We start from the raw sequence: 21,902 nt of genomic DNA, 5'->3' as shown, positions 1-21,902 counted from the left end.
CTTATTGAGAGATGTAAAATCCGTTAGGTTCAATCACTAAAGTACCTGACTGGTTCTTAGTTCCATTCTGGTACAACATATTGCCTAGTGTTTCTCCTTCAATTGGAAGTTCAATAGCTGTATTTGTAGTATTAATGAATACAAATACTCTATCATTTTCATAAGTCCTTTTGAATCCAATGAGCCCTTCTATACCTATAAACAAAGGTTGATAATCTCCGAGTCTAAACGCTTTGTTTCTGGTTCTAATAGAAATGAGTTTTTGATAATGGTACCACAAGGAGTTTTTATCTTTTTTTTGAGCTTCTAGACTGAACCTGTGTATCGCATCTGTATTCCAAAACGATAAATCCCACCATTCTCCAGTATCCTTATACCAAAGTGCATTCCCAGAATCGGTTTGGTTTGCGGTCCAAGGGAAAGCTTCTCTAACCGGAATATGGTTGGCATCACTTCCCCATTCGTGAGTTTGTCCGGTAAGACCTAGTTCTTGTCCGAAATATATTGAAGGGATTCCTGGTAATAAGACATTTAAAACTGAGGCGATTCGCTTTTGTCCTTCATTGTTATTGACTACTGAAGCCCATCGTGCGGTATCATGATTTTCTAAAAAATTGACTGTAAATGTACTATCCGTAAAACGCGACAAGCTTTCTTTTACAACATTGTGAATGCGACTGGGTTCCATCTTCACGCCATTTGAAGCCGGATCTATATACATGTCGTGTGTGCCTTCTTCTCCTGCAATTGCAAAGCGTAACGGAAAACTAAATGCGGCATCAGCTCCACTTTTTGTAACCATGGATTCGCCATACTCATTCCAGTTGGACTGCTCTCCCAAAACGAAAAGGTTTGGGTTTACTGCTTTACAAGATTGGAATATTGGCTTCCAGAAGTCTTGATACATATTGGTAAACAACCCTTTATAATCCAAGTCATCCATTATGTGATCTATTCTAAACCCATCTACACCATCATCGAAATTGCCGTCTTTGTTTGGATCTACCCAATACACATAGAAATCAGTCATCCATTGTTTTACCCTTTCATTATTAAGGTCTAGAAACACAATGTTATGCTTATCTCCTGGCCAAGCAGTAAAATCATACATAGGCGATCTAGACGGCATAAAGATTTGTTCTGGATACACATTTAGAGAATCTGAATAATAGATAAAATCTGAATACTTTGATTGCGGGTTTTTATAAGAATCATCAAACCAAATATTACCACTTTGAGCATACTGCGTTTCCATATCCATTAAAAACTTCAGTCCTTTTTCATGAACCGCTTTTACAAAATTGATGTAATCTTCTTTTGTGCCATACTCTTGGTCAATGTTCTCGTAATTGGTTGGAAAGTAATTATGGTAAAAACCCGATTCGTATAATGGCGTAAACAATATTGTAGTAACTCCAAGCTCTTTTAAGTAATCCAACTTTTCGACAAAGCCATTAAGGTCACCATGCAAGTCGCCATTACTGTCATAGAAACTGCGTTGCATGACATGGTATATAATCTCATTATTCCAATTAATAGCTTCGTCAACTTTTTCAGTTTCTTCAGAATTTTCTTTACAGCCATAAGCAAAAACCAATACAGCTGATAATGCGATAAAATATAGTTTGCGTTTCATGTTAGTGAGAATGTTTTGAAAAGGTGGTTTTCCTAAGTACTGTCTTTCCTATAGGGATAAGTTTCACAGGTTGAGCTTCTTTATTTTTTGTATTATACAAATGTCCTTCCAAGTACGTGTCAGAATTATAAAATGACACAGATTCTTTACTGGTAGTCCATTCAAACTTGGAATCCTTTGGCAATACTAAATCTTTATAATCTTCACGCTCAGGAAAGCAATAATAGTCTACAAACTTCTTATCTGAATATGTTTTTATAATGTCTTCCCTATGTGGAATTTCATAAGCATACACTATAGGTCCTCGTTGCAAATAATACTCTCCATTATTGGTTATGTTTTGTTGAGTTTCATTTTGAAATGTTATCGTAAAAGATTCTGAAAGTTGCCATTCTTTTTCAATTTTATAATAACCATCTATCAGTTTTATGTCTGCATCTTCCAAATTGAAAGTACTGTTTTGTGTCCATTCTGGTTTACGTAAATACAAAGCAAATCGTGTAGGTTTATCTAAAGACAGTTCAATTTTAACCTCTTCAGATAAAGGATAATTAGTTTGCTGTTCAATCTTAATATTTGATCCTTTTATATTGGCGCTTATCTGTGATGGCCCATACATAGTAATAGCGATACCATCTTCAGATTTCATATACATCTGCTCTAAAAAATACGTGAAGTTTCTACCATAGTTTGGCACACAGCATACTGCTGGCTCGGAATGTGTTGGTGAATATTTGTAACGTGGATCTGCTTTTGCCTCTCCATTTTCGTGATGATGCCCATCTAACACGTAACAATTATCTGCCTTACCATAAGTTATTGCTGTACCTCCTTTGTTTCTGAATCCCAACATGGCATTATACGTGAGTTTTTCTGCTGCATCTGCAAAAGCTACATCTCCTGTTTTTTGAATAAGACTTCCGTAAGAATTACGCAACTCCAACAAAGTGCAATACTCACTACTTGTATTGGTTGGGTGAGCTTCCATCTTAAGAATCCATTCATTACCATGACCAGCACCACTTGGCAATATGCAAGGCTCAAGTTTAGCTAACATATTACCATAAGCATTCTCTAATTCTGAATACCCTGTATTGTAATATGCATTGACCATGGTTCTTATATGCTCGTAAGTATGCACACCATGACCTTCGAACAAAGAATCTTTTTCCTTTAAATAAGGATAGCGCAAATCGTTGAAAGAACGATTTATTGAGTATGTCGAAAAGGCTTTGTACAAATAAGTTGCATAATCTTGATAGGATTGGTTTCCTGTGATTCTATATAAGGTTTCACAAACATCTGTCATCATTAAACCATGTGTCACGCCTCCAAAAGCATTTTTTAAATAAAACGGATTCTTTGAGCCTTCACCATACTTATTCATAGTAACCTTCATAGCGTTTTCAACTGCATTTAAAACCTTCTCATCATTGGTCAATTCATAGTATGCCAACATCGTTCTATAGGCGGTTGTCTGCGCCCAAAGTTCTCCATTAGACCCATCGTGCTGATAGCGCAGATTGGGTTTATAAATGCCTATGTATCCATCGTCATCTTGCGATGCTAATAGGTTACTAATAATATCGTGAGACTGCCGAATGGCTTCAGTATTATTGGTCAAAAAGGCATGTCGTATAAAACCATCCCACCAATTGCCAATGGTTTCCGCGTTCCACCACATAATCGATTTTTCCCACGCTGCTCCTGTAAGCACCAAATCGCCCATTTCTGGAATATCTTCCATACCGCCTCGTCGAGCCGTATTGTATAAATCATCGGATTTTATTCCAGGGTAAAGCTCATCTAAAGCACCTACAACACCTTGCTCTAAATCCTCATTCATCATATTCAGAATCCATCCTTTGGGCTTTACGCTTCCTGTCGGGAATTGTTCAAACTTTGCTGCTATCGCATTGGTTGGGTTATCAAAAAATGTTAGTTGGCCGCTGTCGTCAATAATCGTTGATGCTACCTTATTGACATTTTCAGTAAAATCTTCACCTTGAGAATTGGTTTTGTCTTCTTTACATGAAAAGAAGATTATAAAAACTACTATAGAAATAATTGCCTTTTTCATTTTAATCGTGCTATTAAGTAATCTCTCATTTTGGTATTTACTTCTTCTTGATTCGCTAAAGGCTCTTGCGTAAATGGCATTTGCGGCATATAAGGAAATGGTCCAAACTCTGGTGTGATGGTGAATTGTTCTTTATCACTGTGGTATGAGATTGTATTTTGCCAAATGTTCGCAAACCGCTCTAAGTGATCTGCCCATTCTGGGGCAAATGGACTGTTGACTTGTGATGCTTGCTCTGTGGCTACTCTTGCATGTAAATGAGAAACGTGTGGGATTATTTTTTGAATTGCTTCTTGTTGATCTTGTAACAAAGATTCTGAAACCACACACCAATGCGAAAAATCTCCAACCAGTTTTAGCTCTGGAAATTTTTCAAGATATTTTAATGTTGTTGTTGAATGAAACGTAAATCGCCCTCGGTGAATTTCGTGATATACCGGAATGTTATGTTGTATTGAAAAGTTTTCAATAGCTTCAATGATTCGGCAATTATCATCAAAGCTATAGTGGTCTTTTCCTGTGTGGGAATTGATAAAGTTAGGTCGATAATGAACCATATCTTCAAGACGCCTTATAACTTTTAAAGTGTAAGCTTCTGGGGTTTCAATTTTAACTCCAAACACCTGTTGAAGCACGCAAGTAAAGTTAGGATTAAAGCTTCTAGCCTTGTTTAATGCATCATAAAAATTGGTTTCAAAAATTGAATCCTTAGGAACATTAATTTCTATGCCATCAAAACCTTTAGCCTTTACTAAAGCCAGAAAGTCAGATGCGTTTAGATGCTCGCTTCCCCAAAAAGGATATAAATACCTTAAATCCATTAATACAAAACAGGGTTTAAAGGCGTATTAATAACTTCACCTACTTTTGCACCCTTACACCACTTTTCCCAATCGTCTTTTTGACCATCATTGGATGGCTGCTTTAAGATCATATCTTTATCCATGTAGATTATAGTCATCACTTTTCGCATCGTATCTGTAGTGTTAGCGCCTGCTCGGTGAAATACCCATCCTGAGTGAAAGCTAATCTCGCCTGCATCGAAAGGCTCAATGATGTGCTCAAAATCAGTGACTTTTAACCGTTTCTCAATCTGAGCTTCACTATCATCGCTAATCGATAACTCTCTCCCTTCCATTATTTCATGACTCCCCGCACTAAACTCTAATGGCCCCATTTCTAATGGTGTTTCTTGTAAAGGAATCCAAGCCGTAATGGTTTTATCCGTTGCCAATGGCCAGTAATGCTGATCTGCATGCCAAGGTGTAATACCTCCTCCAGCTTCTTTAAATAAAGCTTGGTCATGATACAAACGAACACCTTCAACTTCCATTAAGTCTGCGGCAATTTTTGCAATACGCTTACTAAAAACCAACTCTTTAATAACCTCATCTTGTAGCCAAAGATTAAAAAGTTGAAGAAAGGCTTTACCATAGGTTGAACGCTCTTCCAAAGGAACATCAACATCATTGAGTTCATCAACTTTATTACTAATAACAGCATTGTAATGTGCTAAAGTACTTGGGTCTAAGACGTCTTTCAGCTTAATAAATTTATTAGCTTTATAAAACTCTACCTGTTCTGCCGAAAGTGTGTATGGTGTGTCAAGAATGTCAGTAGCTATCATAGTTTTAAAGGTTTAATTCGATTTCAAAATTATACCTTGAACGTGATAGTACTTTTACGAAATTTAACCAAAACTATGCATATCTAAACTTTATTTAATATTTTTAATTGACTAAACTGTTAATAATAGGTTGTTTTGAAGCCCGAATTAGAACATATTGACATAAAAAACACCAAACGTTCCTTTCATTTTTTTAAACATGAAAACACGGTGTTCACTCCTTTTTGGCATTATCATCCGGAGCTCGAATTAACTTTAATTTCAAAGGGGGAAGGCACTCGGTTCGTTGGTGATTCCATTAGCTCGTTTTCAAATTTTGATCTGATTCTAGTTGGTGAAAACTTACCTCATCATTGGGTTAGCATTACAGAGAATGGTATTAAAAACCATGAAGCTTATGTATTTCAATTTGATAAAAATCTATTTGAACATTTTCCTGAGTGCAATACCTTCAGAACACTTTTTGAAAACGCAAAACGAGGCATTCATTTTTCTAAACCCAAGGATGAATTGATTAAGAAGATTATTGCGTTCGAAGCATTGTCGCCAATATCTCGTCTTAGTGCACTCATAGAAATTCTTCAAAATTTAATAGAAGACAATGACACAGAAACGTTAGCTTCTGAAGATTATCTAAATCGATTTTACACTGAGGGGTCTCAAACCAAGATATCAAAAACCACTAATTATATTCTGGATCATCTCGATCAAAAATTGAGTGTAAATCAATTAGCAGAATTCACTCATATGGTGCCTCAATCATTTTGTAGATGGTTCAAAAAGCACTCTGGTCATTCGTTTATTTCATTTTTAAATCAAACCAGAATCGAACGTGTTTGTCATTTGTTAGTAAGCACCAATATGAGGGTTCAAGAAATTGCCTTTAGTTGTGGTTTTGAAAGCTTAAGTCATTTTAATAGAACTTTTAATAAATTAAAGCACATGAGTCCGAGAACGTATAGACAATTAAATGCAGTATTATGAAAACAGTATTCACTTGTGGTGGAGCATCCTGGAATTCGGTGATTACACTAGATGAATTTCCAGAATCGATTCCACAAACCATTCATCATTGCGAATTTGACGAAACCTTGGGTAATACAGGAGCTGGTAAAGCTTTAGCACTTTCGCATTTGGGCTTCAAAACCACGTTTCATGCTTTAATTGGTGACGATACTTTGGGAAAACAGGTAAAAACTGAATTACAACACCCAAACCTAAACTTAATCACAGACAGAGATCCTCAAGGCACGGAGCGTCACCTCAATATCATGAATAATAAAGGTGAGCGCATATCTATTTTCATGAACCCTAGTTCCGATAAACCCAATATTGACTATTCTAAATTCGAAGCGCTAATAAATGAGACAGATTATGCAGTTATTAATATTTCTAACTACTGTCGAAATTTGCTTCCAATTTGCAAGGCTTTACTAAAAGATATTTGGACAGACTTGCACGATTATGATTTAGGTAATCCTTATCATCAAGATTTTATCGAAGCAGCAGATTATATCTTCCTTAGTTCCGATAATCTAAAAGACTATAAATCGTTCATGGAGCAACAAATCAAAAACGGTAAAAAACTGGTGGTGTGTACTCATGCAAAGTATGGTGCTTCTGCAATAAATGAAAAAGGCGAGTGGTTAAACGTTCCGATTATTGATGCTTACAACATGTTGAATGCAAACGGTGCTGGCGATTCGTTCTTTTCAGGATTTTTATACGCTTATTCAAAAGGTCATGACACCTTAAAATGTTTGCAGTATGCAACCATAGTCGCTGGACTATGCATTAATTCTTCAGCAATATATAATCCAAAATCTACTCCAGATATTATTGAATCAGAATATCTAAAGCACTTCCAAACCCTCTAAAACACTGAGCTTAGAACTTCGTTAAAAAAATTTTAACATCTAAAATTTGGATTTACTAGACGGGTGGTCATATTTTTGCCTCGTAAAAAATTTATAATGTCAAAAACCTTAAAACACGAGATTAAAGCAGATGCCCTTTTGGACAAAGGCGTGCCTTTGTTATGGTCTAAAGGTTACAATGCTACTAGTGTAAATGACATTGTAAAGGCTGCAGGAATCCCTAAAGGATCTTTCTATTTTTATTTTGACAGTAAGGAAGACTTTACAGCAAAAGCAATAGAACGTTACTTTAATCTTCAGTTTACTCCTGCTAAGGAAGTGTTACTTAATAAGAGTATCTCTCCTAAGCAACGTCTTCTAGATTTCCACGAATTTAGATACAATATGCTCAAAAACGATATGGAATGTCGTATGGGTTGTATGGCCTGCAACCTTGGTAGTGAAATGGCTGAGCATAGTGAAAAAATAAGAAATGCCATCCATAACAAAGAGCAAATGGTTATTGATTTAATTACTGAAGTGATTCAGGAAGCTCAAGACTATGGAGAAATTGACAATACTATAGAAGCCAGAGATCTTGCCACATTTATAGAAGATGCTGGAAAAGGCTCTATGACAAGTATGAAAAACATGAATAGTTCTTATCCTATCGACAATTTTATGACGATGATAAGAAAAGTTCTTTTGAAATAATTTTTTTTGAATTAATCATAGACGACTGGTCAATTATAAAAAGAATGTTAGAAATTCTGTCCCCAATTGATCATTTCGAATCGTTATAGACATAAAAAACTAAAACAAATCATTAATCAAACCAGGACATTATATAATCGACTGGTCAACTAAACAATCAAATTATGAATGCACTAAAAAGAATGGGAAATGCTTCTAATCGTTTTGCCAAACGATGGGCAGAATTTATCATAAAGCGCAAATGGGCTGTCATTGTTGCGACACTAATTCTTGCAATGGGACTCGGTTCTCAAGGCAATATGGAGTTCGATGGTGATTATCACGTATTTTTCAGCAAGTCAAACCCAGAGTTGGAAGCCTTTGATGCGCTTCAAGAAAAATATACTAAGGACGATAATGTTATTCTCGTCCTCTCACCTTCCAATGGCAATGTCTTTACCAAAGACAATTTAGTCGCTATAGAAGAACTCACTGCAGAAGCATGGAATACACCATACTCTTCTAGAGTAGATGCGATTACAAACTTTCAACATACAAGAGCTGAAGGTGACGATCTATATGTTGATGATTTATCCTATGAGTCCTCACTTAAAACCGAAGAGGAAATTACAGAGATAAAAGATATTGCATTAAAAGAACCTTTATTGGTTAACAGAATTATCAACGAAAAAGGAAGTGTTACTGCTGTAAATATCACAGTAAGACTACCTGGAGAAAATAGTGCTACGGAAATCCCTGAAGTAACTGCCTTTGTTAGAGATATGATCTCTAATTTCAAAGAGAAAAACCCAAACTTCGAAGTTCACTCTTCTGGTTTAGTGCCTTTGAACACAGCGTTCTTTGAGGCATCAATGAGAGATTTGGCATTGACTATGGTGATGCTCATCATTGTAATCCTAACTACGTTCATTCTTACAAGAAACATATATAGCACAATAGCCACTTTGGTTGTAGTCATGTTCTCAATAATGAGCGCAGTCGGTTTCGTTGGGCTTATGGGAATTAAACTAACACCACCTTCTTCGGTATTCCCTACTATGATTCTTACGCTAGCAGTTGCAGATAGTATTCACATCCTCATCACCATGCTGCAAAAAATGCGTAAGGATGGCATGAACAAATTTGATGCACTAACTGAGTCCTTGAGATTAAACTTCATGCCAGTATTCATAACAAGTTTAACAACTATCATCGGATTCTTAACCATGAACTTTGGAGACGTGCCTCCATTCTGGGACTTAGGTAATATTACAGCATTTGGTATGCTTATGGCATTCTTATATTCAACCACTACACTACCTGCGCTTATGGCAGTGTTACCTGTGAAAACCAAAGCGAAAAAAGAAGCCACAAAAGAAAAAGTTGGGTGGTATACCTCTTTAGGGAACTTTGTAGTTAAACGTCCAGTAAACCTTACGATCATTTCTGTGTTGGTGATTTCAGCATTGACATTTTTAGCAACTAAGAACACGTTCAATGATGAGTTCATTAACTATTTTGATGAATCAGTAGAGTTTAGAAGTGATACAGATTACATCAGTGAAAATCTTACTGGAATTTATAATATCGAATACTCTATTGGTAGTGGAGAAAGTGGCGGTATCAATAACCCTGAATATCTTAAAAACCTAAATGATTTTGAAGATTGGTTGAATGAACAACCAGAAGTTATTCATGTTAATGCTTTTAGTGAAGTTGCCAGACGAGTAAATCGCTCAATGCATGGCGATGATGAAGCGTATTACCGTGTGCCTGATAATCGAGAAGAAGCCGCTCAGTACTTATTGCTATATGAACTGTCTTTACCGTTTGGGTTAGATTTAAACAACCAGATCAATGTTGATAAATCTGAAACCAGAGTAACTGCGACCATAGAAAATGTATCGAGTGCAGAAATGATTGCATTCTCGAAACGTGGAGAAGAATGGTTGAAAAACAATACACCAGAAGCTATGCATGCTATTGGTGTGAGCCCAACATTGATGTTCTCTAAGCTAGGATTTAGACAAGCGGATAGCATGTTCAAAGGAAATATTATTGCCTTGATCCTAATCTCATTGGTGTTAATGGTAGCGCTTAGAAACTTTAAACTTGGATTGCTGAGTATCATTCCAAACGTTACGCCAGTTCTTGTTGGATTCGGTATTTGGGCATTGTACAAAGGACAGATAAACACTGGTATGGTTATCGTTTTTGGAATGACCTTAGGGATTATTGTAGATGATACAGTACACTTTATGAGTAAGTTCCTAAGAGCCAAACGAGAACTTGGCTACGACTCAAAACAAGCAGTGGTTTATGCTTTTGAAACTGTTGGAAAAGCATTGGTAACCACAACGATTGTACTCTTAGCAGGATTCGCAGTATTGTCTACCTCATCATTTGCACTAAACAGCTACATGGCAAGGATTACTGTAACGATTATTCTTTCAGCTTTAATCATAGATTTCATCCTTTTACCATCATTATTAATCTTAACGAGTAAAAAGGAAGACGCCAAAGAGAAACAGAGAACTGCACAACTAGCATTAGATAAATAAATCAATTAAAACAAATAAAAATGAAGAAAATAGCTTTTATAATAGCATTATCGACAGCTTTGGGAATCAACGCTCAATCTGCTGAAGAAAGAGGTCTAGAAGTTGCTAAAGCAGCGGAACAAGCCGATTTAGGATTTGGAAGTTCTACCGTGAACTTAAAGATGATCTTGAAGAACAAAAATGGTCAAACCAGCGAACGTTTACTCACTACAAAAACACTTGAGTTAACCGAAGATGGGGATAAATCGTTGATCGTCTTTAATAGTCCAAAGGATGTAAAAGGTACCTCAACACTAACGTTTACTCACAAAGTTGGATCGGATGACCAATGGTTATTCCTACCGTCAATAAAGCGTGTGAAGCGTATCTCATCGAACAATAAATCTGGTCCTTTTGTAGGGAGTGAGTTTGCTTACGAAGATTTATCATCACAAGAAGTTGAGAAATATACCTATAAGTTTTTAGAAGAAAAAGGTGATTTACTTATTGTGGAACAAGATCCGGTAGACCCTAAATCTGGTTACACCAGAAGAATTGTGACCTACAATAAAAACAAAGGTTACAGAATTGAGAAAGCTGAGTTTTATGACCGCAAAAATGCGCTCTTAAAAACACTTACATACAGTGATTATAAGCTTTACAAGAACAAGTTCTGGAGAGCAAGCACATTTACAATGGTAAACCATCAAAGTAATAAGGAGACTATTTTACAATTTTCGGATTACGATTTTGATGTGGCCTTAACAGATGAAGATTTTACACAGGTAGCCTTAAAACGCGCCGGAAACTAATAACCCCTTAATAGCAATAAGCAATACCATTAGTTGCAGCTTCTATTTTTTTAGATGATACAAACGATGGTTGGTTGATTTAGTTTACATGTGTCAGTGACTAATCGGTATTGCTTTTATTCTTAAACAAATGAACTATTATTCAAGAGTCCTTTTCACTTTTGCAATTCTTTTATCAATATCTATAACTGCTCAGGAAGAATCAAAGAGTGATCTTGTTGATGATTTTGAGTTAGAAATTGAAGCAGAGTATCGTTACTTCTATAACGACGCGGCTTTTCAAAATCAAAAAGACCATTTTCCTTCTATTGCATTTCGACCAGAGTATAGTGTTGAATGGAACAAAGGTTATGAAAGCATAAACTTTACAGGGTTCTTCAGGCTCGATCAAGATGACCCACGAACGCATTGGGATATTAGAGAACTCTATTACCAAAAAGCTAAAAACAATTGGGAGCTTAGTGTAGGATTGAAAAAGATTTATTGGGGTGTTACAGAAAGCAACCATTTAGTAGATATTATCAATCAAACCGATGCTGTAGAATCTTTTGATGGTGAAGAAAAGCTTGGGCAACCAATGGTACAATTTACCATTACAACCAATAGCTTCGGAAACTTTGACTTTTTCTATTTACCATATCATAGAAAAAGAACATTTGCCGGAGAAGAAGGTCGACTACGTTTCCCTATAGTTATAGATAAAGATGATTTGACTTACGAAAGTGGTGCTGAAGAATGGCGACAAGATTTTGCCGTAAGGTGGTCTCATTATTTTGGAGCTTTCGACATTGGGCTTTCGCATTTTTACGGCAATGGTAGAGAACCATTGTTCACATTTGATAATCAAGGAAATATTAATGCTTTTTATCCTGTCATCAATCAAACAGGATTGGACTTACAGGTAACACATGATGCATTTTTGTGGAAGGTTGAATCGATTTACCGTTCTGCTGAAGCACAAGACTTTTTTGCACTTGTGGCAGGATTGGAATACACCTTCAGTAATATTGATGGTAATGGTTTAGATATTGGTTTATTGGGTGAATATCTTTATGATGATCGTGACGAATTAGCTCTAAATGCATTACAAAATGATGTGTTCTTCGGAAGTCGAATCGCCTTCAATGACACTCAGGATACTTCTATTTTAATTGGTGGTATTGCCGATCTAGAATCTAGTAGTAAGATTTTCAGTTTAGAAGCATCAAGGCGTTTTGGAAGCACTTGGACCGCAGAAATTGAAGCTCGAATTTTCAGTAGTATTGATCGAAATGAATTTATCCTTTCAAACTTTAGCGAAGACAGTTTCTTAAGGTTTTCAATTTCTAAATTCTTTTAAAATAAAAAATGCGCGAGTCCATAGACTCGCGCAACTAATTAATACACCACCTTATTTTCCAGAGAAAATCTCTTTCAATTGTGCAACTACACCTCCGTGACCAGAAACTGTAATTTCACCAATCTTATCAGCAATTTTTTCAACATACTCCATCTCTTTCAACTTGTATAACATTTCATTTTCTTCCATCAACTTTGCTGTGTTTAACAAGCTACGAGTCGAAGCTGTTTCTTCTCGTCTAGTAATGATATTAGCTTGGGCTTTCTTTTGAGCCACAAGTACCTGGTTCATGATGTCTTTCATTTCACCTGTTAAGATTACATCTCTAATACCTGTGTTCAATACTGTGATACCTAACTTTGAAGCTAACTCTTTTACGTCTTCTAATACAGCCTCGGCAATATTATCCTTACGTTCTAAAAGTTCGTCCAAAGTATATGTACCTACATAAGCACGCAATACTAATTGCATTCCAATGTACAATTGCTTTTCGTAGTCCTTGTTCTCTAAAAGTGCCTTTTCAATATCTGTTACTTTGTACTGAGTGTAAAAGTTGATACGAATAGCAGCCTTGTCTTTAGTCAACAATTCCTGACCTGCAATTTCTAATTGTAATTGACGTAAATCTGCTTTTGCAATTTTAATTGAAGTATCGTTTCTCCAGAAACGATAGATACCTGGCCCAAGTGTTTTTTCGTACACATCATCAATGATAAGTACTGCTTTTTCATGAGTAGCGACTTCAAAAGATCTGATGTACTTATTCAATTCATACTTGCTGAATAACGCTTTATCAATATCTTCTGTAATATCGATCTTGCTTAAGTCTACTCTTGTAAACTCGCGCTCTACCAAACCTTTCCAGTACACATATCTTCCGGCAGATAATACAGTATTTAAAATGTTGTTTTCAAACACCAATACCAGTTCATTATCTTTTACCTCAACAACCTCCAACATAGCCTCTAAGGTTTTATCCTTTACTAAGAGCTCTAATGCTATGGGAGCGTGGAATGTCTTGGCTAAGTCATAGATATAAACATCTTGTCCAAAGCCTAACCAGTATTTACCTTGCGTCAATACTTTTTGGTAATCCCCTTTTTTGAAGACCAAACCAACTTTTCCTGCATTAATTCTTACTTGTTTCATTGTTCTTAGTTTTTATGATTAAACATTAATTTGCGGCAATTCCTGTAACGGAGGCTATGCCTGCTCTAATGCTAAAGCACAAGTAACTTTAGCATCTGAGTTTATCTTTAAAAATTTATTTCTCTTTAAAAAAGTGCGATTACCAATCATCACTTCATTACGGACCTATTCATAGTATTGCTTGCTACAATAAGTTTTTCGCAGCTCTCTAAGAGTTGTTTTAGAACAAGTAGGTGTTCTAAAATGTCATCTAATCGTTCTGCTAAAAGTCATTGCTTAGAGCAATACAAATCAACAGGTCAAGGTAATGTTGAGATTGCCTTTTATTGAACACTAATAGTATTATACAATAGGCCAATTGGCAACCAACACTTTTTGTCAATTTTTTCAGCGTGACAGGCTGTGAGACCAGTTTTAAAAGATGGTCGGCTTTAGTGGTCTATAATGACCTGCTACGTTAACAGCGTAGTACTCTACCATTGAGTTACAAAAGCCAGCGAGATTACTCTCGAGCTTATGACCGGAGTCGAACCGGCAACATTAAAAGAGACATTTTTTGAGAATGTCATCTGTCCGCTAGACCTCAAATCTAGTGCGTCTACCATTCCGCCATATCCCGTTAGAGATAGTGGGATTCGAACCCACACTGAACTTTGGTGGAGTTTTTTGGATAAACCCAAACCTTCAAGTCTAGTTGCATATAGAAGCATAATACATCCCTGCAATCTTCTATACAATGGTGCTATACAGAAACACGCAACAAGACCAGCTTGATATTTTTAAAAAAAGCGTGCTGAGAATACCTCCGCTTGTAGACAAACTTTCCCAAGATTATAGCCGTAGCCCTTCCTTGGTTTTCCACGCTCTTCCCATCGCTTAGGGAATCACGTACTTGTCCGATGCCTAATTACATTACAGCTGTTCGGCGACTTAGACTTGGCTTGCATAGAGGCTCTACGGCCACGCTTTGCAATTACGAGGGTTGGCTCCCCCACCATTCATAGGCGTCCTCTCTTGAGGCGGCCTACTAGAATGTTCACCACATGGTATAGGTTTGCGACCTCTACCATCCTATATGTTTCAATAGGTTTAGGCAACTACTAGCTGCTGTAATGTCCGAAGTCTTTTGCATTTAAGATATAAAGTCAACCTTTGTGTTAAAAATACAATGCTCTAAACTTGAGCTATATCCCCATTTTGTTGGAGATAGACTATCGTCTGGCCTAAGAGAAGGGCTTCGGAAATGGCTCCGTAGATTTTGGCCTACAAAATACCAACCTTCTCTTTGTGTGCCTCCCAGCACACGGTATGTTGAGCTACCGAACAATTTCTTGTCGGGTACCTCTAATACTGCAACACGCTCCATAAGGTTGGATGACCTATACGTAACCTATTACTACAACTTTTCCTGTTGGTGTCTCCACCTCAAGCCTCCAAAAATATTGGCTATAAATCCTAATTTGCTTCAGCGGTTGCCCCTAGCTTTTTATGATTTATGTTAGTTGCTTGCTTACCTGTACTGATCTCTAGAGAAAACAGTCTCCACTCGCAGTGCCTGCAAGCAGATTTATCCTTGTTGCCAAGTTTATCTAAGGACGATAAGCCGCCCCGTCATTATTTCTAATGACGATTTCTTTCTATAATGAAGTACTTTGACTTCATTTAATTTCAATGAACGTAATTCTACCTTTATCGGTAAATGTTGATACAAAGGTGAATTTCTATTACGCAATGATTTTGCGTAATTAAAAATTCATGAAAATTTGTGGAACAGACAGGAATCGAACCTATATCGTCAGAACTTCAATCTGCTGCATTGACCAACTTTGCTACTGCTCCATTTTGGGTGTCTATTAGGAGTCGAACCTAATCTTAGAGTACCACAATCTCTCGTGCGAGCCGTTACACTATAGACACCAGATAACCTGAAAGGATTTGAACCTTTACCTCAAGAGTCAAAGTCTTGAATGCTAACCATTACACTACAGGTTATTGTAAGCTCAATAGGACTAGCTCGCCTCATAATCATTTTGATAAATTTGAGCTCGTGAATGCTTTGCATTTCGAACCCATACCTCAAAGTCCGTAGCCTTGAATGCTATCCATTACACCATGAGCTTGTTGAACTCCACCCAAGATTCGAACTTGGACTACTCAGTGTTTAAGACTGATGCCTCTGCCATTTGGGCTAGTGGAGCATAGTACAGGAAGAGAGATTCGAACTCTCAGATACCTCGAGTCTAAGTCGAGTGCGTTTGCCATTTTCGCCATTCCTGTAAATTGTTGAGATGCTAGGACTCGAACCTAGACGTTTCGCCTTATGAGAGCGATGCTCTACCAATTAAGCTACATCTCATTATTATTAGTTGAGATATTAGGAGTTGAACCTAAACCTACCACCTTATCAGAGCGGCGCTCTACCAGTTAAGCTATATCTCATTATGTTGAGGCAATAGGGATCGAACCTATGACAATCACGATGTAAGCGTGACGCTCTACCACTGAGCTATGCCTCAAAATTTGTACTCCATAAGGGAATCGAACCCTTGTCTTTCGGTAGAAATGAGTTTGCGAATTCAACGAAACCAATTTCCTAAATATGCGTCAGTGAGTTAAAGCCGAATGCACTAAACCACTATGCTAATGGAGCATTTCGTCTGAGAAGTAGGACTCGAATACCGAATCTAGTTCGGCACAGGCTCTACAACCTCTCGCATCCAAAGCGAGTAAACAGCCAATTGTTCTATTCCCAGATTTGCGGAGGATAAAGGAGTTACTCATTAAATACTTATTCAATAAATAGGTATTCGTGAATGCTTCGCATTTGAACCTTCACCGGATTTCTCACGGACTTGTTTAGCAAACGAGCGCAACGAACCAGTATTTGCCTACCCTCCATGTAGCGGAAGAGGTGGGAGTTGAACCCACACGAGTCGTTAGCTCCGAACAGTTTTCAAGACTGTGGCCACCACCAATTGCCCTTCCATTGAATAATCTCTTAAAAAATGTGCTCTGTAAAGAAAATGGCCCCTTATACTTCCCTTTTTAGAACCCAGCACCATATCTTATGGTAACAGAGCACAGTTGCGGTTCATACGAGAATCGAACTCGTATCTCCCGAGAGACAGTCGGGAAGGATATCCATTACCCCAATGAACCAGATGTATATCTACCAAGGTTAGTTCGTCATATTATTATTTTGATAAATAAGAACTCATGAATGCAAAGCATTTCGAACTCGGACTTAGAGATTAGAAATGCGAAGCATTCAGGAACTCCACATTTTATAATAATTAGTCTGTGAGCTAAATCTCTTGTGCTATCCAATTACACCATAGATATAATTTGCGCGCCCATAAGGACTTGAACCTCAACCCTAAGTTTTGGAGACTCAGATGCTAGCCATTACACCATAAGCGCGTGTATTATGAGCACCTACCGAGACTCGAACTCGAAACTGTAGATTGGAAATCTACTATGTTGCCAATTACACTATAGATGCTTGTTGTGGGAATCATAGGATTAGTTCGCTTGATTTTAGTTTTTGAATCGCTGTGCTCATGAATGCTCTGCATTTCGAACCTATTCAACCGAAGCACCAGTTTTTAACTCAATCATTTCTATTGTTTTAAATCGGTTTCGCTCAGTCGCAAGCTCTAGTCAGACTGGCTCCACTCTCCAACTTGGACGCATTCCCTAATTTTTTTTGAGACAAGGATGAGATTTGAACTCATAAAAAAACAGTTTTGCAGACTGCCGCTTTAACCATTCAGCCACCTTGTCTAGCGATATTGGAAAGACTCGAACTTTCAACCTGGCGGTTAACAGCCGCCTGCTCTACCATTGAGCTACAATATCTTTTGTGGAGACACGGAGACTTACACTCCGTACTGCGAGTTGCAAACCCACTGTTTTGGCTTGGTAAACTATATCCCCAATTTGTTGACGCAGCGAGATTCGAACTCACGACCTTGGTGTTAAAAGCACCCTGCTCTACCGACTAAGCTATACGTCAATTATGTTTGGTTTTCAAAATGTCAAAGAACACGCATAAAAAAAGCATCTCTTTTTGGGAGATGCTTTTGTTTTTATATATCATATATGCCTATACTGATATACATTTATTTTTCTCCCTTTCGGTTATTTTTAAATCGGCTTCACTATTCACTGCGCCAAAAATTTTCGGCGAGCAAAACTCATATTGAGTATGGGGCATATGTTGTAAATATTTTATCACGTCTTGTTTTGTTATCAATTTTTGATGGTGCAAATATGAAATGAAAATTTTAATTACACAAGAAAAATTTTAATTTAATTTATTGATTATCAACTAATTATGTTTAATTTCAAGCATAGGAATCCCTGTCCGCTTAGTCGCAGATTCTCAAGTAATTTGGCAATAGTCTGTCTCCCAATTGCTTACTTTTCAAGTGCCTTTATTTAGATGTTAAAACTTATCTTCAAAATATTATCAATTTTTTTCATAAAAAAAGCGCCCAATTTCTTGGACGCTTGTAACTATATTCAGTTTTTGGTTTAATTCATTCTCAAAAAACGATTAAAAATAGTCACATAGCGTCCTCTCCCAAGCGAATAATTCACTCATTCCTTGGTAATCTCGCTTGCAATTCAGCGAAATCGGTGCTCTATGTACTATTGTTTTTATCATTTGTGGTACAAATATGCTATTATTTTTTTTAGAAATCCAAATTTAATTTTTCCCTTATGCCGAATTTCTACTTGCATTAATGTTGCCAAACAGTGATCTAGTCACTATTTTTTCATAAACTTCTAACTCTTCTGCATCAATATTTTCTTGTTTTTGAAGTTCTTGGATTTTCTTTAATGCAAATTGTTGAATGGTCAGTAGTGGTAATACAATAGATTCTCTTATAGCAATAGATGCTTTACCTGCTGGTTCTTCTTGCATGAGTTCATTATAGCCTGTTAGTTTAAGGATAAGTTGTTTGCTTAATTTGTATTCTTCATAGATAAGCATCCAAAATCCACCAAACTCTCCATCTTCTGCCATGTATTTGGTGAGATCGAAAAAGGATTTGCTCAATGACATCATACTGTTTTCGATTAGTGTTTTAAAAAAGCTTGAGTTTTTATAAAGCTGTTTTACTTTTTTAAACTCGCCTTTCTTTTCATAGTATTCCAAAGCCGTTCCTACGCCAAAAAACCCTGGAACATTTTGTTTTAACTGACTCCAGCTTCCCACAAAAGGAATCGCTCTAAGGTCTGAAAACACCAACTCATTTGATGTGCCTCGTTTTGATGGTCTACTACCAATATTGGTTTTAGCATAGTACTTAAGGGTACTCATACGTTCTAAATAACCCAAGAAATTTGGGTGTTGCTTAAACTTGGTATAGGTTTCATAACTTATTTTCGCTAAACTATTCATTACGGACTTATCTGACCTGGACAGTTTTTGATTGGTGTCCGACAATCGATTCAAAATACCTGAACTTATCAATTGTTCCATATTGTATTGAGAAGACGCTAAGGTTCCAAAGTTTGAACTAATCGTTTGCCCTTGAATAGTGAGTTGTACTTCTTTGTCTTCAATCGTTGGCCCAAGTGATGCATAGAAGTTATGTGTTTTGCCTCCGCCTCGTGCTGGTGGACCACCACGGCCATCAAAAAATACAACAGCTATTTTATGTTTTCTCGACACTTTGGTGAGTTCTTCCTTAGCTTTAAATATTGCCCAATTGGCCATAAGGTATCCGCCATCTTTGGTTCCATCACTAAACCCTAACATTATGGTTTGCTTATTTCCCCTTTGCTCCAGATGCTTACGGTATTCTACATTAGAGTAAAGCTCCTCCATTACAGATGCTGCATTTTCTAAGTCTGGTACCGTTTCAAAGAGTGGAACAATATCAACAGTCATTTCATCCTCAAAAGATACAAGCTTTAACATGGCATAAAGCTGCATTACATTTACCGCTGTTTGATTATTGCTTATAATGTAACGATTGGCTGCTTGTTCTCCATTAGATTCTTGAATTTCTCTAATGGCTTGCATTGTTTTTAAGGTTCGGATAGTGAACTCGTCTTTAAACCAATTAATATCTAGCTTACCTTTTACTTTTGAAAGTGTTTTTACTTGTTGCTTTGGTGTTTGATTTGTGAAATTCTCAGGAAATATTCTGGTTTTTTTCTTTTGAAGTGTTTTTACCACATCCTGAAATACCTCATCATGCTTTCTACTATCTTGTCTTATATCTAAGGTAGCAAACCTAAACCCAAAGAGTTTAGTTTTATTAATTACACTATCAATGTCTTTAAGATACAGGGATTGATGTTGCTCTACAACAACGGATCTTATGTTTTCTAGAACAGAAGTAAATTCTTCTAAGGTAATTGCACTTTTAGCATTTGGACTAATGCTGGCATTATAGAGTTTTTGCTCCAAAGCAATTACATGTTCTTCAACACCTCTGAAAGTAAGCCTTCGTTTTAGTCTTCTAATGTCTTTATAGTAATTTCTTAAAACAGCTTGCTTCAGTTTCAAGGCAACTTTAATGGTTGTGTCTGGTGTTACGAAAGGATTTCCATCTCTATCTCCTCCTGGCCAAAATCCTATATTGATAATTTCATTTGGCATCTCGATGTCATCATAAATATTATGTTGAATGTAATCGAAAATCTTTCCGAAGGAATTATAAAACACATGTTCCAAGTACCAAATTAAACTTATGGCTTCATCGTAAGGCGTTGGTTTTTTCTTTTTGAAAAACGGTGTTTTTCCAAGCTGAGCCAGAAGATCATTGATAAGTAAAAGATCATTTTTCCTAATGGCTTCTGTGAGGTCTGTTATAATACCCAACACTGAGCCTGGATAAAACTGGGTTGGATGTGCTGTAAGCACAATTCTTACTTTAAACTCATTGAGGTATTTTATTAAGGTATTTAATTTACCCTCTGAGGTGGCATTCTCTTTCAGGTTTCTCAGTGTACCAATACCATCCATATTATTTACAACAGGAAATGCAGCGTCTTCGATGGCATCAAACAATACGACTTGTCGTTCGATGTATTGTATAAACCTGAACAGTAGTTTTATTTGACTCTCTTTATCTCGCCTTCCCTGATATTTTTCAAAAAAAGTCTGAACAATAGTTGTTGGATCATCACCTCTTGCAAATCCTTTTTCACATGTTTCATGAAACAATGGAAGCAACACGCCTGTCTTTGTAATAGCATAAAATGGTAATGTCATAAAGATGCTATTGTAGATCTGATACTTCGCTAGAACATTTTCATTGAACCTTACTAATTTTGGCTGTACCGACATTGTTATTGTGCTTTTATATAAAAATAATAAACACATATTAGAAGTCATTCTAAATAGCGGAAGACCAGATAATTTTTATCATTTATTCAGTATTTTTGATTAAAAATCGAGAATATGTTATCCAAAACCATAGAATCTGCACTTAATAAGCAAATACGAATCGAAGCTGAGTCTTCTCAAATATATCTAGCCATGGCAGTTTGGGCCGAAGTAAAAGGTCTTGAAGGTGTTGCCAATTTTATGTATGATCAATCTGATGAGGAACGTGATCATATGCTGAAATTAGTAAAGTTCGTTAACGAAAGAGGCGGTCATGCTCATATATCTGACCTTTCTGCTCCAAATGTAACTTTCAATTCGTTTCAAGAGATGTTTGAAAAGTTATTAGAGCATGAAACATTTGTGTCTGCAAGTATCAATGAGCTGGTTCATATTACGCTTCAGGAAAAAGACTATGCAACACATAACTTCTTACAATGGTATGTTTCTGAACAAATCGAAGAAGAAGCAATGGCTAGGACTATCCTAGATAAAATAAACATGATTGGTGATGATAAGGGAGGATTATATCTTTTTGATCGTGATATACAGCAGCTCACTGTAGTAAGTTCTGCCGCAATCAATCCTGCAGCAGAATAATTGTTAAACTTTATTTAGATTCAATTAAAATAACTATTTTTGCCCAGATTTTGAATTTCCTCAATGGGCAAAAAGAAAGACAAGCAACTTAAAACTGAACGTATTCTTACCTTAAAAGCCAATGGCTGTGAGGTCTTGGGTAAGTGTAAGTCTAAGTGCTGTAAAAAATATAAGAAGTCTGAAAGCAAGCGTTGTAAAAAATGTCCTTGTTTTGATCTTATA

The 21,902-nt window shown here is 36.6% G+C and carries 15 protein-coding genes and 14 tRNA genes; 8 read left to right on the top strand and 21 right to left on the bottom strand.

Annotated elements, in window-relative coordinates; translation table 11 throughout:
* Nucleotide 1: 1 nt before the first annotated feature.
* From NCE97_RS02425 to NCE97_RS02410, 4 genes are read right to left on the bottom strand one after another with little or no spacing between them, the layout of a single operon-like run.
* On the bottom strand, nucleotides 2-1,636 hold the full coding sequence (locus tag NCE97_RS02425) for an alpha-amylase family glycosyl hydrolase (protein WP_353777265.1): 1,635 nt from the start codon (nucleotides 1,634-1,636) through the stop codon (nucleotides 2-4).
* Between the two features lies 1 nt (nucleotide 1,637).
* The gene (locus tag NCE97_RS02420) at nucleotides 1,638-3,716 is read right to left on the bottom strand and encodes a beta-L-arabinofuranosidase domain-containing protein (protein ID WP_353777264.1); all 2,079 of its coding nucleotides are present in this window, start codon (nucleotides 3,714-3,716) and stop codon (nucleotides 1,638-1,640) included.
* The gene (locus NCE97_RS02415) at nucleotides 3,713-4,537 is read right to left on the bottom strand and encodes an IolE/MocC family protein (protein ID WP_353777263.1); all 825 of its coding nucleotides are present in this window, start codon (nucleotides 4,535-4,537) and stop codon (nucleotides 3,713-3,715) included. Before NCE97_RS02415 ends, NCE97_RS02420 begins: the two co-directional genes overlap by 4 nt.
* Nucleotides 4,537-5,343: a phytanoyl-CoA dioxygenase family protein gene (locus NCE97_RS02410; RefSeq protein WP_353777262.1), complete on the bottom strand. Its 807-nt coding sequence runs from the start codon at nucleotides 5,341-5,343 to the stop codon at nucleotides 4,537-4,539. Before NCE97_RS02410 ends, NCE97_RS02415 begins: the two co-directional genes overlap by 1 nt.
* 210 nt (nucleotides 5,344-5,553) lie before the next feature.
* Between NCE97_RS02410 and NCE97_RS02405 the strand changes: the two genes are divergently transcribed.
* From NCE97_RS02405 to NCE97_RS02380, 6 genes are all read left to right on the top strand, one after another.
* On the top strand, nucleotides 5,554-6,327 hold the full coding sequence (locus tag NCE97_RS02405; RefSeq protein WP_353777261.1) for an AraC family transcriptional regulator: 774 nt from the start codon (nucleotides 5,554-5,556) through the stop codon (nucleotides 6,325-6,327).
* Nucleotides 6,324-7,220 carry a carbohydrate kinase family protein gene (locus NCE97_RS02400; RefSeq protein WP_353777260.1) on the top strand — a complete coding sequence of 299 codons (897 nt, stop codon included), beginning with the start codon at nucleotides 6,324-6,326 and terminating at the stop codon, nucleotides 7,218-7,220. The genes NCE97_RS02405 and NCE97_RS02400 overlap by 4 nt, the downstream gene beginning before the upstream one ends.
* A 96-nt stretch (nucleotides 7,221-7,316) precedes the next feature.
* A complete protein-coding gene (locus NCE97_RS02395) occupies nucleotides 7,317-7,913 on the top strand; it encodes a TetR/AcrR family transcriptional regulator (protein WP_353777259.1) in 597 nt (198 codons plus the stop codon).
* A gap of 164 nt (nucleotides 7,914-8,077) precedes the next feature.
* Nucleotides 8,078-10,453, top strand: coding sequence for an efflux RND transporter permease subunit (locus NCE97_RS02390; RefSeq protein ID WP_353777258.1), 2,376 nt, complete (start codon nucleotides 8,078-8,080; stop codon nucleotides 10,451-10,453).
* A gap of 20 nt (nucleotides 10,454-10,473) precedes the next feature.
* Nucleotides 10,474-11,244, top strand: a complete 771-nt coding sequence (locus tag NCE97_RS02385; protein ID WP_353777257.1) for an outer membrane lipoprotein-sorting protein — start codon at nucleotides 10,474-10,476, stop codon at nucleotides 11,242-11,244.
* A 130-nt stretch (nucleotides 11,245-11,374) separates the two neighbouring features.
* Complete coding sequence (locus NCE97_RS02380; protein WP_353777256.1) at nucleotides 11,375-12,583, top strand: hypothetical protein; 1,209 nt, start codon at nucleotides 11,375-11,377, stop codon at nucleotides 12,581-12,583.
* A gap of 51 nt (nucleotides 12,584-12,634) precedes the next feature.
* Here the strand turns inward: NCE97_RS02380 and NCE97_RS02375 are convergent, their stop codons facing one another.
* A complete protein-coding gene (locus tag NCE97_RS02375; protein WP_353777255.1) occupies nucleotides 12,635-13,732 on the bottom strand; it encodes a slipin family protein in 1,098 nt (365 codons plus the stop codon).
* Nucleotides 13,733-14,248: 516 nt separating this feature from the next.
* Here NCE97_RS02375 and NCE97_RS02370 point away from each other — a divergent pair.
* A complete protein-coding gene (locus NCE97_RS02370; RefSeq protein ID WP_353777254.1) occupies nucleotides 14,249-14,506 on the top strand; it encodes a hypothetical protein in 258 nt (85 codons plus the stop codon).
* Nucleotides 14,507-15,498: 992 nt separating this feature from the next.
* Here NCE97_RS02370 and NCE97_RS02365 read toward each other — a convergent pair.
* From NCE97_RS02365 to NCE97_RS02290, 16 genes are all read right to left on the bottom strand, one after another.
* Nucleotides 15,499-15,571: transfer RNA gene (locus NCE97_RS02365), tRNA-Phe, on the bottom strand.
* 81 nt (nucleotides 15,572-15,652) lie between these two features.
* Nucleotides 15,653-15,724, bottom strand: a tRNA-Gln gene (locus NCE97_RS02360).
* Between the two features lie 132 nt (nucleotides 15,725-15,856).
* Nucleotides 15,857-15,930: transfer RNA gene (locus NCE97_RS02355), tRNA-Leu, on the bottom strand.
* A 4-nt stretch (nucleotides 15,931-15,934) separates the two neighbouring features.
* Nucleotides 15,935-16,009: transfer RNA gene (locus NCE97_RS02350), tRNA-Leu, on the bottom strand.
* 6 nt (nucleotides 16,010-16,015) lie between these two features.
* Nucleotides 16,016-16,088, bottom strand: a tRNA-Met gene (locus NCE97_RS02345).
* A 10-nt stretch (nucleotides 16,089-16,098) separates the two neighbouring features.
* Nucleotides 16,099-16,171, bottom strand: a tRNA-Ile gene (locus tag NCE97_RS02340).
* A gap of 5 nt (nucleotides 16,172-16,176) precedes the next feature.
* Nucleotides 16,177-16,248: transfer RNA gene (locus NCE97_RS02335), tRNA-Val, on the bottom strand.
* A gap of 7 nt (nucleotides 16,249-16,255) precedes the next feature.
* Nucleotides 16,256-16,382 (bottom strand) — tRNA-OTHER (locus tag NCE97_RS02330).
* On the bottom strand, nucleotides 16,373-16,513 hold the full coding sequence (locus NCE97_RS02325; protein ID WP_353777253.1) for a hypothetical protein: 141 nt from the start codon (nucleotides 16,511-16,513) through the stop codon (nucleotides 16,373-16,375). The genes NCE97_RS02330 and NCE97_RS02325 overlap by 10 nt, the downstream gene beginning before the upstream one ends.
* 122 nt (nucleotides 16,514-16,635) lie before the next feature.
* Nucleotides 16,636-16,717: transfer RNA gene (locus NCE97_RS02320), tRNA-Ser, on the bottom strand.
* Between the two features lie 363 nt (nucleotides 16,718-17,080).
* Nucleotides 17,081-17,152, bottom strand: a tRNA-Trp gene (locus NCE97_RS02315).
* Nucleotides 17,153-17,162: 10 nt separating this feature from the next.
* Nucleotides 17,163-17,234: transfer RNA gene (locus tag NCE97_RS02310), tRNA-Gly, on the bottom strand.
* A gap of 207 nt (nucleotides 17,235-17,441) precedes the next feature.
* Nucleotides 17,442-17,515: transfer RNA gene (locus NCE97_RS02305), tRNA-Cys, on the bottom strand.
* Nucleotides 17,516-17,518: 3 nt separating this feature from the next.
* Nucleotides 17,519-17,590: transfer RNA gene (locus NCE97_RS02300), tRNA-Asn, on the bottom strand.
* Between the two features lie 84 nt (nucleotides 17,591-17,674).
* Nucleotides 17,675-17,747 (bottom strand) — tRNA-Lys (locus NCE97_RS02295).
* A gap of 708 nt (nucleotides 17,748-18,455) precedes the next feature.
* Complete coding sequence (locus tag NCE97_RS02290; protein ID WP_353777252.1) at nucleotides 18,456-21,041, bottom strand: phosphoenolpyruvate carboxylase; 2,586 nt, start codon at nucleotides 21,039-21,041, stop codon at nucleotides 18,456-18,458.
* A 114-nt stretch (nucleotides 21,042-21,155) separates the two neighbouring features.
* Between NCE97_RS02290 and NCE97_RS02285 the strand changes: the two genes are divergently transcribed.
* On the top strand, nucleotides 21,156-21,680 hold the full coding sequence (locus NCE97_RS02285; protein ID WP_353777251.1) for a ferritin: 525 nt from the start codon (nucleotides 21,156-21,158) through the stop codon (nucleotides 21,678-21,680).
* The last annotated feature ends 222 nt before the right edge of the window (nucleotides 21,681-21,902 follow it).

Origin of the sequence: Winogradskyella sp. 3972H.M.0a.05 (genome assembly GCF_040493455.1) — a bacterium.
Taxonomy (GTDB): domain Bacteria; phylum Bacteroidota; class Bacteroidia; order Flavobacteriales; family Flavobacteriaceae; genus Microcosmobacter.
This window is presented reverse-complemented; position numbering and strand designations above follow the sequence as displayed.

Coding starts and splice junctions, on each gene's coding strand:
- NCE97_RS02415 (WP_353777263.1), bottom strand. CDS start 4,537: ATGGATTTAAGGTATTTATATCCTTTTTGGGGAAGCGAGCATCTAAAC.
- NCE97_RS02400 (WP_353777260.1), top strand. CDS start 6,324: ATGAAAACAGTATTCACTTGTGGTGGAGCATCCTGGAATTCGGTGATT.
- NCE97_RS02410 (WP_353777262.1), bottom strand. CDS start 5,343: ATGATAGCTACTGACATTCTTGACACACCATACACACTTTCGGCAGAA.
- NCE97_RS02380 (WP_353777256.1), top strand. CDS start 11,375: ATGAACTATTATTCAAGAGTCCTTTTCACTTTTGCAATTCTTTTATCA.
- NCE97_RS02385 (WP_353777257.1), top strand. CDS start 10,474: ATGAAGAAAATAGCTTTTATAATAGCATTATCGACAGCTTTGGGAATC.
- NCE97_RS02395 (WP_353777259.1), top strand. CDS start 7,317: ATGTCAAAAACCTTAAAACACGAGATTAAAGCAGATGCCCTTTTGGAC.
- NCE97_RS02370 (WP_353777254.1), top strand. CDS start 14,249: ATGACCGGAGTCGAACCGGCAACATTAAAAGAGACATTTTTTGAGAAT.
- NCE97_RS02420 (WP_353777264.1), bottom strand. CDS start 3,716: ATGAAAAAGGCAATTATTTCTATAGTAGTTTTTATAATCTTCTTTTCA.
- NCE97_RS02290 (WP_353777252.1), bottom strand. CDS start 21,041: ATGTCGGTACAGCCAAAATTAGTAAGGTTCAATGAAAATGTTCTAGCG.
- NCE97_RS02285 (WP_353777251.1), top strand. CDS start 21,156: ATGTTATCCAAAACCATAGAATCTGCACTTAATAAGCAAATACGAATC.
- NCE97_RS02390 (WP_353777258.1), top strand. CDS start 8,078: ATGAATGCACTAAAAAGAATGGGAAATGCTTCTAATCGTTTTGCCAAA.
- NCE97_RS02425 (WP_353777265.1), bottom strand. CDS start 1,636: ATGAAACGCAAACTATATTTTATCGCATTATCAGCTGTATTGGTTTTT.
- NCE97_RS02325 (WP_353777253.1), bottom strand. CDS start 16,513: ATGAGTAACTCCTTTATCCTCCGCAAATCTGGGAATAGAACAATTGGC.
- NCE97_RS02375 (WP_353777255.1), bottom strand. CDS start 13,732: ATGAAACAAGTAAGAATTAATGCAGGAAAAGTTGGTTTGGTCTTCAAA.